The 12,882-nt window shown below is 62.0% G+C and carries 12 protein-coding genes; 7 read left to right on the top strand and 5 right to left on the bottom strand.

Annotated features, from left to right (window positions below; genetic code table 11):
* Positions 1-403 precede the first annotated feature (403 nt).
* Genes GGU46_RS11435 through GGU46_RS11420 form a run of 4 tightly spaced genes read left to right on the top strand, consistent with a single transcriptional unit; the run spans position 404 to position 3,560 of the window.
* Positions 404-976, top strand: coding sequence for an RNA polymerase sigma factor (locus GGU46_RS11435; RefSeq protein ID WP_317171905.1), 573 nt, complete (start codon positions 404-406; stop codon positions 974-976).
* Complete coding sequence (locus GGU46_RS11430; protein ID WP_215906335.1) at positions 951-1,859, top strand: HEAT repeat domain-containing protein; 909 nt, start codon at positions 951-953, stop codon at positions 1,857-1,859. The genes GGU46_RS11435 and GGU46_RS11430 overlap by 26 nt, the downstream gene beginning before the upstream one ends.
* Positions 1,837-2,730, top strand: coding sequence for a DUF4097 family beta strand repeat-containing protein (locus GGU46_RS11425; RefSeq protein WP_183403676.1), 894 nt, complete (start codon positions 1,837-1,839; stop codon positions 2,728-2,730). The genes GGU46_RS11430 and GGU46_RS11425 overlap by 23 nt, the downstream gene beginning before the upstream one ends.
* The gene (locus tag GGU46_RS11420) at positions 2,727-3,560 is read left to right on the top strand and encodes a DUF4097 family beta strand repeat-containing protein (protein WP_183403675.1); all 834 of its coding nucleotides are present in this window, start codon (positions 2,727-2,729) and stop codon (positions 3,558-3,560) included. The genes GGU46_RS11425 and GGU46_RS11420 overlap by 4 nt, the downstream gene beginning before the upstream one ends.
* A gap of 69 nt (positions 3,561-3,629) precedes the next feature.
* Here GGU46_RS11420 and GGU46_RS11415 read toward each other — a convergent pair whose 3' ends face one another.
* The 5 genes from GGU46_RS11415 to GGU46_RS11395 form a co-directional block, all read right to left on the bottom strand.
* Positions 3,630-3,845 (bottom strand): hypothetical protein, encoded by a 216-nt coding sequence (locus GGU46_RS11415; RefSeq protein ID WP_139921347.1) that lies wholly within the window; start codon positions 3,843-3,845, stop codon positions 3,630-3,632.
* A gap of 101 nt (positions 3,846-3,946) precedes the next feature.
* A complete protein-coding gene (locus GGU46_RS11410) occupies positions 3,947-4,312 on the bottom strand; it encodes a hypothetical protein (protein WP_183403674.1) in 366 nt (121 codons plus the stop codon).
* 148 nt (positions 4,313-4,460) lie between these two features.
* On the bottom strand, positions 4,461-6,365 hold the full coding sequence (locus GGU46_RS11405; protein ID WP_183403673.1) for a DUF294 nucleotidyltransferase-like domain-containing protein: 1,905 nt from the start codon (positions 6,363-6,365) through the stop codon (positions 4,461-4,463).
* Positions 6,358-7,068, bottom strand: a complete 711-nt coding sequence (locus GGU46_RS11400) for a 3'-5' exonuclease (protein WP_183403672.1) — start codon at positions 7,066-7,068, stop codon at positions 6,358-6,360. The genes GGU46_RS11405 and GGU46_RS11400 overlap by 8 nt, the downstream gene beginning before the upstream one ends.
* A 165-nt stretch (positions 7,069-7,233) precedes the next feature.
* Complete coding sequence (locus GGU46_RS11395) at positions 7,234-8,352, bottom strand: LacI family DNA-binding transcriptional regulator (protein WP_183403671.1); 1,119 nt, start codon at positions 8,350-8,352, stop codon at positions 7,234-7,236.
* Positions 8,353-8,694: 342 nt separating this feature from the next.
* Here GGU46_RS11395 and GGU46_RS11390 point away from each other — a divergent pair, with 342 nt between their 5' ends.
* The 3 genes from GGU46_RS11390 to GGU46_RS11380 all read left to right on the top strand — a co-directional run bounded on the left by GGU46_RS11390 (position 8,695) and on the right by GGU46_RS11380 (position 12,877).
* Positions 8,695-10,797 (top strand): alpha-L-arabinofuranosidase C-terminal domain-containing protein, encoded by a 2,103-nt coding sequence (locus GGU46_RS11390; RefSeq protein WP_183403670.1) that lies wholly within the window; start codon positions 8,695-8,697, stop codon positions 10,795-10,797.
* A 13-nt stretch (positions 10,798-10,810) separates the two neighbouring features.
* Positions 10,811-11,797, top strand: coding sequence for a glycoside hydrolase family 43 protein (locus GGU46_RS11385; protein ID WP_183403669.1), 987 nt, complete (start codon positions 10,811-10,813; stop codon positions 11,795-11,797).
* 75 nt (positions 11,798-11,872) lie between these two features.
* A complete protein-coding gene (locus tag GGU46_RS11380) occupies positions 11,873-12,877 on the top strand; it encodes an arabinan endo-1,5-alpha-L-arabinosidase (RefSeq protein WP_183403668.1) in 1,005 nt (334 codons plus the stop codon).
* The last annotated feature ends 5 nt before the right edge of the window (positions 12,878-12,882 follow it).

The raw sequence follows: 12,882 nt of genomic DNA, 5'->3' as shown, positions 1-12,882 counted from the left end.
TTTGTTGGTTTTTTTTTTGGTTGTTCGTCATCAACTGTTTTTTCTCTGTTTTGTTCCAGGCCCCGTTGCTTGGGGCGTCGTTCTTTTTTTTTGGTGCCCCCCCCCCCCACTGCCGGGTGTTTTTATGGCCGAGGCTACCTGGCTGCGCTACTGTTGAGCGGCCAGCAGCTCCGCGTTACCACGCAAGTTTTCTGGGGCCGGCAGCCGGGGCCAGCCCGGGAGGCAGTTTGCGGTGGTCAGCGCTTTCATTTTCAGATCTTTACTACTGCGCCTCTCGCCGCTGCCGCAGCAAATCCAGCTTCAGCCCCAGCACCAAAAAATATTTCCTACGGAAGCTGTAACCTTCCGCAAAAGGCGCAGTTTCCACCGCCGAATTGGCCCTCACCCCTCACCCCCTCCGCGCTTGAACTCGCTTACTGACAACTCGCTCATGCTGCAAGTGAAGGCCGGCCAGGTCGAGAAGATGGGCCTGCTGTTCGAGCGGTATCACCGGCCACTGTTCGCGTTTTTCTACCACTCCAGCGCCAACGCTACGGCCAGCGAGGACCTGGTGCAAAACGTGTTCTACCGGATGCTGAAGTACCGCCACACGTTTACCGGGGAGGGCGAGTTCCGGACCTGGATGTACCACTTGGCGCGCAACGTGCTAGCCGACGCCGCCCGGAAAAACAAGGCCTCGCTTCACCACCAGGACGTGGCCGACTGGGCCGAAAAAATTGCCGGCGGCCCCAGCGCCGATGGCAGCCTGCAGCAGGCCCAGGACCTGGCCCTGCTCCAGCGAGCCATGGCCCGCCTCAGCCCCGACCAACGGGAAGTATTGGTGCTGAGCCGCTTGCAGGAGCTGAAGTACGAGCAGATTGCGCAGCTGCTCAATACCACGGTGGGGGCCGTGAAGGTGCGCGCGCACCGGGCCCTCTGCCACCTCAAGGATGTTTATTTCAAACTGGAAAATGGAAGCAAAGTTCGTGAACTGTGAAGGCGTGCAGGAGGAGTTGATGGACTGGCTGGCCGGCACCCTACCCCCCGCCCGACGCCAAACCCTGGAAGCCCACCTGGCGGAGTGCCCCGGCTGCCAGCAGGAGCTAGCGGCCGTGCAACGCCTCTGGACAACCATGGGCCAACTCCCCGTGCCGGAACCCAGCGAGCAGCTGCGCCCCACCTTTTACGCCATGCTGGCTGATTTTCAGACGGCTGAGCAGCGTCGGCAGCGGTGGTCGGTGGCCCGGATACTGGAGCGTATCCGGGCATGGTGGCAGCCGGCTTATGGCCTGCGGCTGGCCTATAGTGTAGCCTTGCTGGTGGTAGGTCTGGTCGCCGGTTACGGGCTGAAGGGTCGCCCCGATACTACCGGCATGGGAGCCGGGCAACCCGTGGCCGCGGCCGAGCCCGCTGCGGCCGGCCCGGAGGCGCAGCCCACCCAGGAGGTGCTGGCCCTGCTCAGCAACCCCTCGGCCGTGCAGCGCCTGCGGGCGGTGAGCTACGCCGAGGAGGTAGCCCCCACCAATGAGCGGGTGGTAGCGGCCCTGCTGAGCACGCTGAATCAGGACCCTAACGTGAATGTGCGCCTGGCCTCCCTGGAGGTGCTGGCCGGCCTCAGCCACGACCCCGTGGTGCGCCAGGGCCTGGTCCGGTCCCTGCCCCGGCAGGACTCGCCCCTGGTGCAGTCGGCCCTGGCCGATGTGATGGTGCGGCTACAGGAGCGCCGCTCGGTGCGCCCCCTGCGCAAGCTGCTGCAGCAAGACAACCTGAACGAGCAGGTGAAAGATAAAATTGAGCAAAGCATTGAAACGCTGTCCGGCGACCAAGCGCCTCCACCCTCAACTTCCTCCACAAATCATGAAACCCGCACGCTTACTTAGTCTGATTTGCCTGCTGCTGTGGCTACCCAGCTGCGGACTGCACGCCCAGAACCGTGAAGCCACGGAAAAAATCACCCGCGAGTTTGCCCTGACCGGCGCCCCCAGCGGCGGCACCCTGGCTCTCTACAACATCTTCGGCTCCGTAACGGTGCAGGGCTACGGCGGCAACACGGTGCTGGTGGAAGTCACCAAAACCATTACCGCGCCCACCGCCGAGCTGCTGGAGCAGGGGAAAAAGGAAGCGCAAGCGGGCTTTGAGCAGCACGCCGACAGCGTATTGCTGTACGTGGCCGGCCCCCAGGACTCGCGGCCGAACCGCAGCCACCAGTCGGGCCGCTTCCGGGACAACTGGAACAACCAGGAGCGGCCGCGCTATGCGTATCAGTTCGATTACACCGTGAAAGTACCTGCCGGCATGGAGGTGCGCGTCTCGACGGTAAACGGCGGCAAAGTGCTGGTGCAGGACGTAAGCGGCCCCCTGCAGGCCCGCAACGTGAATGGGCCGGTTACCATCCGGAACGCCGGGCAGGCTACCCTGGCCCACACCGTGAACGGCGACGTGGACGTGAGCTATGCCTCGGCTCCTACCCAGGCCGCTTCCTACCATACCATTAACGGCAACATTGTGGTGAGCTACCCGGCCACGGTATCGGCCGACCTCTACTTCAAAAGCATGCACGGCGAAATGTTCACCGATTTCCCTACTGCCGAAGTGCTACCCGCCCGCGTCACGCAACACCAACAGCCCGACGGGCAGGGCACCCGGTACAAACTCAGCAAAGAAACTGCCGTGCGGCTGGGTAAGGGCGGAACTGACTTCCGCTTCGAAACCCTCAACGGCAACGTCACCATCAAACAGCAACCCCGATGAACAAGATACTTTTTCGTGCCCTGTTTGCCCTGTTCGTGCTGGCCTGGGCCCGGCCCCTGGCGGCCCAGCAAGCCAGCAAAGAACAACTTACAGTAGCCCTTAGCACGCCCGGCAAACCCGGCATGCTGCACCTGAAACTGGTGGGGGGCTCCATTCGGGTGGAGGGCACCAGTGGGAAAGACGTGGTCATTGACGTGGCCACCCGCGGCAGCCGCCGCGAAACCAGCTCGTCGGACGAGGCCGCTCCGGCCGGTATGCGACGCCTCTCTAAGGGAAGTGGCCTGGAGGTAACGGCGCAGGAAAAAGACAACCACGTGTACGTCCGGACCCAATCGTGGCAGCAGCCGGTGGATTTCGTAATTAAAGTACCCCGCCAGTTTTCCCTGCAGCTGGGCACGGTAAACGAGGGCAACATTACGGTGCAGAACGTGACCGGGGAGCTGGAAATCTCCAACGTGAATGGCTCCATCCGCCTCGAAGACGTAGCCGGCTCGGCCGTGCTGAACACCGTTAATGGCGAGGTGGTAGCCACCTTCCGCGACATCACCACCGGAGCGCCCATGGCCTTTTCCAGCGTAAACGGCAAGATTGACGTGACCCTGCCGGCCAAAGCCAAAGCGGCGCTGAAGCTAAAATCGGACCGGGGCGACATCTACAGCGACTTTGACCTAGCCGTGGACAACAGCGCCCCCAAAGTAACCCGCACCGCCAAAGACGGCACCTACCGCGTGAGCCAGGAAAGCTGGACCAGCGGCCGGATTAACGGCGGCGGCGCCGAGCTGCTGATGAAAACGCTCAACGGCAACATTTACATCCGCAAAGCCAAGTGAGTGGGCTTTGTTGCGGGGCTGCTGGCTGCAACCGGCGCCCCGCTTGGGTTTGTGGGGTAGGCCGCGCAGCTACCAGCCCCGCAGGCGCTGGTTTTGCAGAACCATAAACTCGGGCAGCGTAAACTCGCCCATCACAAACCGGCGCAACAGCCGCATGGTGGCCGCAGTGACCAACGGCGCTCCTTCCTGGCTAATACCAGAAATATACTCTGCCTGCAGCAGGCGCTTGGCCCAGGCCTGCTGATCCGACACTGGCATAGAAGCAGGTGGTGCTTCGAAATGCATAGGCAATCAAGGATGGTGCGCCGGTACATACGGGAAGCCGGCCCCCGCCAGATTGCCTGATCCTGGAACTCAGTTTTTTTTACTACCTGATACTGTCGAGCTTAGCCAACCCGCCCACCCGAGGCAGCCGACGAGAAACCGGCGCCGCAAAAGCCGCCTCCCGGCAGGCTGCGCAGCAGCAGGTACATGCCCGAAGCGGCCAGCTGCTCGCCTACCAGCCCCGACAGCTTGCACCAATAAATCGGGACGCGGGCGGCGCGGGCCTGCTGCTCCAGCCGAAAAACGGCCTGCTGGCCGGCGTACGAAATGTAGGTCAGCCGCTCACAGTCGATCCAGAGGGGCTTGGCCCCACCGAAGATGTTGCGGCTTATTAATTGCTGCAGGTCCCGGGCATCGGCCGGCGTGCGGCACGCTCCGCGCAGGCTTACCTCCTGGCCAGCCGCCACACCAGTTACTTCAATATGCAAGGGTTGGAAGGGCACCGGATGCTTGTTCGGTTACGTGAGTCGTGCAAAGCAAAGATATCCGGCCGAGCCGCAAACCGCCCCCGTTAAAACCCGGATTCCGGCGGCGATTTTTACGCATTTTTCTGCCCGCGCCCCGCTAACCCGGCCGTTACAGCGACTTGGTAAAGCTGACTTTTATTTTCAGCTGGAAGTCGCTGATGACCTTAAAGATTTCCTTGAGCGTGACCTGCTCCACCTGCGTGAGGGTAGTAGGGTCAATGTAGTTGCTGGGGGTAGTGCGGTCGTTGATAATCTGGCGGGCCTGCTTCTGCAGGCGCATGCCCATGAGGTAGTAGTAGGCCTGCAGCAGCTCCTGGTATTCTTTCTCCGTGAACACGCCCCGCTCCCGCAGCTGGGCCAGCCGCTCGCCGGTGTTGGTCAGGAAAATCTGGTTTTTGAGGGCGTACACCCGCACCAGGTCCACAATGGGCGCCATGGTTTTCTTCAGGTCGAACACCTGCTGGTCGCCCTGGGCGAAGGTGCGGATGTTGCGGAAGAAGGTGAGCGGGGGCTCGTACTGCAGGGCATTTTTGGCCATAAAAAACAGGAAGCGCTCCAGGGGCTGGCCCAGCTCCTGGCTCAGGAAATCCTGCAGCTCGTGCATCAGGCTGGCCTCGCCGTAGAGGTAGCGGCAGTCGAAAAAGGTAGCGAACTGCATTACCATTTCCGGGTTCGACTCGCTCATCCACTGCTGGTAGTTGCGCTTCCAGTGCGAAAGGGAGTGGGTCCATTTGGGATTTTTGGCCATGAAGCCCCCCGAGCAGAAGTGCAGCCCGATGTGGTTCAACTGGTCGGACACGGCCGTGGCGAAGCGCAGGAAGTACTCGCGCACCAGCTCGCGCTGCTCGTTGGCTTTGTCCTCGTAGATGATGGCGTTGTCCTGGTCGGTGAGCAGGGTTTGCTCCTTGCGGCCTTCGCTACCCAGCACCATAAACACAAACTTGGCCGGGGCCGGGCCCAGCTCGGCCAGCACATTCTCAATCACCTTCAGGGCAATGGTATCGGCTACGGTACTGATGACCTGGTTCACGATGTCGGCCTTTACCCCGCGGCTCAGCAGCTGGTTCACGATGTCGGGCACCATTTCCCAGCGCCTCTTCAACTCTCGGGTGCCCTGGGCCAGCTTCACGGCCTGGATAAACATAAACGGCGACTGGGCCAGGTCGCTGAGCAACTTGTTACGGCTCAGAAAGCCCACGTACTCCCCGTCCTGCTCCACCAGCAGGTAGCGGGTTTTGGTCTGGAACATGCGCAGAATGGCTTCGTACACGAAGGCCTCGCGGGAAATGGACACCAGCGGCGTGGCGGCTACCTCCCCTACCGGCCGCCGGGCATCAAGGCAGCGGGCAATGACGGAGTCGCGCAGGGTAATATCGGTGCAGTAGCCCCGGATGGCGCCCGTAGCGGCGTCGGTCACGAACAGGCAGCTGACCTTGGCGGCGGCCATGCGGCGGGCCGCCTCGAAGATGGGCTCCCCGGCGGGGCAGGTAACCAGCTCCCGCGCCTCCAGGGTGCTGATGCGGCGCGAAAACAGCTGGTCGGCCACCAGAAAGTTTTGCTCGGGCGGATTCACCGGCTTCACGAAGTGGGCAAACTCCTCGTTGAGCATCCGCTCCCCGTAGCGGGCCGTGAAATAATGAAAAAAGGGCTTGTAGGCCTGGCACAACGCCCGGAAGTCGCGGCGGGGCAGGCGTAGCACGCGGGTTCCCTTCTGCACCATTACCGTGCGTAACGAGCGTTTTTTATTCAGCAGGATGGACATGCCCCCGTAGCAGGTGCCGGGGCCATATACCTCGGGCAGGCGCTTGTGCTGCTCACTATCGAAGAAAAACGTTTCGTAGCCGCCTTCCACAATAATATCGAGGCTGCGCACCTTGGAGGTATCCTGTTGGTAGAGCAGGGTTTCGCGCGGATGCTGTACTTCCTCCAGCAGCCCCAGCACGCCTTCCAGCACATCGTCGGGCAGCAGATTGAACGGGGCAACGGTACGCAGAAAAGCCAGGCGGTTATCCATATGCAAGCCAGAGTAAAAGAAACAGTAAGGCGGTGCCCAGCACTACGCCTACCCACCGCAGGGCGGCCAACGATGCCGGGGCACCGGGCACCGATAGGGGCAGTTGCCCCGCGAGCTTGGCGGGCGGCAACAGGCCCCGGCGCTGCAACTCAAAAAAACAGCGGGCCGTGGCGGCGGCATCAAGGTAGGCATCGTGGAGGCGGTCCATGGGCCTACCGAACAGCAGTTCGTGCAGCTCGTGGAGGCGCAGGTGCCGGTGGTGGGGAGCTCCGGACAAGGGGGGCCAGGTAGCCTTCATGGTGCAGAACTGGGGCAGGCCGGGCAGCGGATTGGGCAGGCCGGCCCGACTGAAAGCAGCGCCCAGCACGTGAAAATCGAACCGCAAAAAGTGCCCAACAACGCGCGGATGATACGTTTCCAGATCTTGGAGCAAGCGCCGCAGCACGGCGGCCGGCTCCTGGCCGTGCTCCCGCAAAAATTCCGGCGTGAGGCCGTGAATGGCAATGGCGGCCGCCGGCATGCGCCCGGCCGGAATCTGCAGGTAGTCCTGGTCCGACTTCACCCACTCACCCGCCGTGGTGTACACTACCCAGGCTAGCTGAGCAATGCAGGGCCACTCCTTTTCCTCGGCATAGGGCCGGTCCCAGCGCCGCGGCAGCCCAGTGGTTTCGGTGTCCAGGAAAAGCAGATACTCCTGCGCCATCAGGCAACGGTGAAAATAGAATACTCTAAGAACAAGGGCCGAACAGTCAGCAGTTACGGTGTAAACATGCAACAGCCCCTACCCCCCGCTGCCGACGTAAGCCCGGCGTGGAAGAACTGACACGTTAGCCGTTCGGCCATTGCTGTGCAGCGGGCCGCGCAACGGCTACGGCGCCACGTCGCCCACAAATTTCAGGGCTGGGTCGCGCACGGAGCGGCCTTGGGTATCGGCCGAGTAGGCGGTGGATTGGCGCACCAGCAGCTCGGGGCGCAGGGCCACCTGCCGGGGCGTGAAGGGGCGGCCATCGGCCTCAATCAAATCCAGCAGCAGCCGCACCGAGGCCTGCCCCATTTCCTCGCAGCGCTGGTCAACGGTGGTGATAGGGGGCTGGGTAATGGTGGTGAAGGTTTCGTTGCTGAAGCCCGAAATGGCAACGTCTTCGGGCACGCGCAGGCCCTGGCGCTGGGCTTCCTGCAGAGCCCCTAGGGCGGCGTAGTCGCCGGCGGCAAACACGCCGTCGGGCGGGCGGGCCGTGGCCAGCAGCTGGTGCAGGCCTTCGGCGGCCTGGTCCTGGGCCATGTCGGAGTAGAGAATCAGGCTTTCATCTTCGGGCAGGCCGGCTTCGCGCAGGGCATCGAGGTAGCCCTGGCGGCGGTTGCGGTAGATGTTCAGGTGCTGGGGCCCGGCCAGGTGGGCAATGCGGCGGCAGCCCTGGGCAATGAGGTGGCGGGTAGAAAGGTAGCCCCCTTCCTGGTCGTCGAGCACCACGGCATTCACATTGTCGCCCTCCACTACGCGGTCAAAAAACACCAGGGGCAACCCGCGCCCGCGCACTTTCTCGAAGTGGCGAAAGTCGCGGGTGGTGCGCGAGAGGGACACCAGAATGCCCGCTACCTGGGCGCTGAGCAGAATATCGAGGTTGCGCCGCTCCTGGGCCACGTCCTCGTTCGACTGGCAGATAATGACGTTGTAGCCCGCCTTGCTGGCCGCCGTTTCAATGCCATGTACCACCGACGGAAAAAACCGGCCTTCAATGTAAGGCACCACAATGCCCAGCAGCTGGCTTTTGCCTTTGCGCAAGGCGGAAGCCAGGCGGTTGGGCTGGTAGTTGTATTTCTTGGCCAGCTTCAGCACCTTCTGCTTCATGGCGGGCCCAATGCTGTGATGGTCGCTCAGGGCCCGGGAAATCGTCGTCATCGACACGCCCAGCTCCCGGGCCAGATCAGCCATCGAAACGGGGCTGGTATTATTTACGTCGGCGACTTGTTTTTTTCGGGGAGCCATAGAGGAGAAGCGCTACACAATGCTTTGTGTAAAGATAGAACGTTTTAGGATTTGACGGGTAGCACAGGGCCAATTACCGGGTTTTACGCCTTGCAACGTAGGAATCAGACAGGAATTGGCCCGCATTCTTTGTTACCCTTTGGTCCGGCTGGCAAAATACATTTCGGCTAAGGCTACCTACCTATTAAGTTTTTCTTATTACTTTACACAATCGATTGTGCCTGTTGCGTACCGGGTTTCCCGTGGTCTGCCGGCCCGGCGGAATGCTTGCTCCGCACTACTTGCCCCCTGGCTGGGGGTTCCACTCCGCCTCTTCCATCCTCTGCCCACTTCATTTACTCCATGCCTACCTCTTCTCCCACCCGACTCCTGCAGCTTGCCAGCGGCCTGGCGCTGTGCAGTACTCTTGGCCTGACAGCCGCCCTGGGCCAGACCAAGCCCGCAACCGCCATTACCGTGCAGGTGAACAAGCCTGGGGCGCCAGTTTCGCCTATTATGTACGGGTTGTTCTTCGAGGACATCAACTTCGCCGCCGACGGCGGGCTCTACCCCGAACTGGTTAAAAACAAGTCGTTTGAAATTCAGGGGCAGCATTTTATTGGCTGGAATGCCCTGCTGGGGGCCGCCGCCCTACAAACCTACACCGTCACCACCGACCGGCCCCTCAGCGCCACCAACAACCATTTTGCCCGCCTCACGGCCGCCCAGGCCAGTCCTAACGCCGGCATTGTGAACGAAGGCTTCCGCGGCATGGGGGTCAAGCAGGGGGCGGAGTACACCTTCTCGGTGTACCTGCGCCGGGGCCCGGGCAATGTGAGCGGCCTGAACGTGACGCTGGAAGAGCAAGGCCGGCCGGGCTCCGGCCCCGTAGCGGCTACCGCGGGCCGGGTGCTCGCGCAGGCCCAAATCGGGGGGCTTACCCCGGAGTGGAAAAAGTACACCGTGGTGCTGAAGCCCACGGCTACGGCGGCCAAAGCCCAGCTGAAACTTACCATGGAAGGCGCCGGTACCCTCGACCTGGACGTGGTATCCCTGTTCCCGAAGGACACCTGGAACAAGCGCGAAAACGGCCTGCGCCCCGATCTGGTGCAGCTGTTCAAAGACATGCAGCCGGGCTTCCTGCGCTTCCCCGGTGGCTGCATTGTGGAGGGCCGCACGCTCTCGGAGCGCTACCAGTGGAAGGAAACCATCGGCGACGTAGCCGCGCGCGTGCCGCTGATTAACCGCTGGAACATGGAGTTCAAGCACCGCTCTACCCCCGACTACTACCAGTCCTTCGGGCTGGGCTTCTTTGAATACTTCCAGCTTTCCGAGGACATTGGGGCCGAGCCCGTACCGATTCTGAACGTGGGCATGGCCTGCCAGTTCAACTCCTCGGAGCTGGCCCCGGTTACCAGCACCGCCGCCGCCGGGCCCAGCGCCCCCGAAGCGCACAGCCACGACGACGACCCGACCCTGGAAACCTTCATTCAGGACGCGCTGGATCTGGTGGAGTTTGCCAACGGCCCGGCCAGCAGCCCCTGGGGCGCCAAGCGCGTGGCCATGGGCCACCCGGCCCCGTTCAACCTCAAGTACATTGGTATTGGCAACGAGCAGTGGGGCCCCCAGTACCTGGAGCGCTACGAGCCGTTTATGAAGGCGGTGAAGGCCAAGTACCCTAACATCAACATCGTATCCAGCGCGGGCCCGGCCCCCGATGGCGACCTGTTCGATAAAGCCACCAAGCGCCTGCGGGAGCTGAAGGCCGAGGTGATTGACGAGCACTACTACGCCAGCCCCGAGTGGTTCCGGAAGAACGCCGGCCGCTACGACAACTACCCCACCACCGGCTCCAAAATCTTCGCCGGCGAGTACGCCGCCCAGACGGTTGCCATCGGCAGCCCCGACAACAAGAACAGCTGGGACACCGCTATTTCGGAAGCCGCTTTTATGACCGGCCTGGAACGCAACGCCGATAAGGTAACCATGGCCTCGTACGCCCCTATGCTGGCCCACGTAGATGCCTGGCAGTGGACCCCAAACATGATCTGGTTTGATAACCTGCGCTCCTACGGCACCCCCAATTACTACGTGCAGAAGCTGTTCTCGCTTAACAAAGGCACCACCATGCTGCCCGTACAGCTGAGCGCCGGCGCCCGCAATGGCCAGGACAACCTGTTCAGCAGCGCCGTGGCCGACGACAAAACCGGCGACATCGTGGTGAAGCTGGTGAACTACTCCGCCGAGGCCCGCCCCGTGACGGTGGCCCTGCAGGGCGTGAAGAAGCTGGGCAAAACCGGCAAAGCCACCGTACTGTCCAGCCCCGACCTGAACGCCGTGAACAGCCTGGACCAGCCCCTGAACATTGCCCCGCAGGAGGCTTCGTTTAAGGTATCATCGTCGAATGTAACCTACACGCTGGCCCCGAATTCCTTCACGGTGCTGCGCATTCCCGGCAAGCGTTAATCTGGCAGCTGACATGACGAAGACTCTCTCTCTGCTAACGGGTGTTCTGCTGGCCGCATCTGTTCCTACCCTGGCGCCCACCGCGGCGCTGGGGCAGGCCGCGCCCGAGCCGGCGGCCGGCAACCCCATCATCAAAGACAAATACACCGCCGACCCGGCTGCCCTGGTGCACAAAGGCACCGTGTACCTCTACGCCGGCCACGACGAAGCCCCGGCCCGGCAGGAACGCTACGTGATGAACGAATGGCTGTGCTACTCCTCTCAGGACATGGTGACCTGGAAAGAGCACCCCTCGCCCCTGAATGTGAAGGCGTTTGCCTGGGCCAAGGCCGATGCCTGGGCCTCGCAGGTAATTGAACGCAACGGCAAGTTCTACTGGTACGCGGCGGTGGAGCACGGCTCCGTGCCGGGCAAAGCCATTGGAGTAGCCGTGTCCGACAGCCCCACCGGCCCGTTCAAAGATGCCCGGGGCTCGGCCCTCATCACCAACAATATGACCGACAGCCCCATTATGTGGGACGACATCGACCCGACGGTGTTTGTAGATGACAAGGGCCAGGCCTACCTCTACTGGGGCAACACCAACTGCTACTGGGCCAAGCTCAAGCCCAACATGACGGAGCTGGATGGCCCCATCAACAAGGTTACTACCCTCCCTAAGTTCACGGAAGCCCCCTGGCTGCACAAGCGCAACGGCTGGTACTACCTCAGCTACGCCTACCAGTTCCCCGAGAAGATTGCCTACGCCATGAGCCGCAGCCCGGAAGGCCCCTGGGAGTTCAAGGGCCTGCTGAACGAAGTGGCGGGTAATTCCAACACCAACCACCAGGCCATCATCGACTTCAAGGGGCAGTCGTACTTTATTTACCACAACGGCAGCATTCCCACCGATGGAGGCTCTTTCCGTCGCTCCGTTTGCATCGACTACCTCTACTACAATAAGGACGGCACGATGAAGCGGGTGCAGATGACCACGGAGGGCGTAAAACCGGCTAAGTAAGCGGGGCTGCCCGGTGCCCTGAACCGCTTCGCCCCCCTACCCCCTCTATCCTTCCAAACCCCCACACAATCGTTTATGTATTTCAAGCTGATAATACGACTAGCCCTGTTGACTCTGCTGCTGGCAAGGCTTGAAACGTGGGCGCAGGCTCAGACGGCTCCTCCGCTTATTCCGGCCCACGACCCGGTGATGATCCGGCAGAACGGCACGTACTACATGTTCTGCACGGGGCCGGGCATTGCGGTGTGGTCATCAAAAGACCGCCGGAACTGGACGCGGGAGAAGCCGGTGTTTGCTACCCCCCCGACCTGGGCCACTCAGGCGGTGCCGGGCTTCCGCAACAACCACATCTGGGCGCCCGATATTTCCTACCATAACGGCGTGTACTCGCTGTTCTACTCCATTTCCGCGTTCGGAAAAAACACGTCCTGCATCGGGCTGGCCACCAACAAAACCCTGGACCCTACCTCCAAAGATTTCAAGTGGGTTGACCACGGCCGCGTGGTGCAGTCGGTGCCGGGGCGCGACATGTGGAACGCCATTGACCCCAACCTAATCCGCGACGAAGCCGGAACCCCCTGGTTGTCATTTGGTTCCTTTTGGGAGGGCATCAAGCTGGTGAAGCTCCGCCCCGACCTGACGGCCCCGGCCCAGCCCGAGCAGTGGCGCACCTTGGCCCGGCGCCCCCGCAGCCCCCAGCTCAACGACTCCCTCCCCGGCGACGGCGCCATTGAGGCCCCGTTCATCTTTCGGAAGGGTGAGTATTACTACCTTTTCACTTCCTTCGATTACTGCTGCCGTGGGCCCCAAAGCACGTACAAGATTATGGTAGGCCGCGCGAAAAGCGTAACGGGCCCCTACCTGGACCAAGCCGGTAAACCCCTCGACCAGGGCGGCGGCACCGAGGTGCTGGCCGGCGACAAGAACTGGTTTGGGCTGGGCCACAACTCCGTTTACACCTTCGACAACACCGACTACCTGGTTTTTCATGGGTATGATGCCGCTGACCAGGGCCGCTCGAAGCTGCGCCTGGAAAAGCTTGCCTGGGACGCAGCCGGCTGGCCCCAAGTGCAGCCCTGACTGCT

The organism is Hymenobacter latericoloratus, from assembly GCF_014199535.1.
In the GTDB taxonomy this organism is placed as follows: domain Bacteria; phylum Bacteroidota; class Bacteroidia; order Cytophagales; family Hymenobacteraceae; genus Hymenobacter; species Hymenobacter latericoloratus.
The sequence above is the reverse complement of the archived record's forward strand: the minus strand, read 5'-3'. Positions and strand labels throughout refer to the sequence as shown.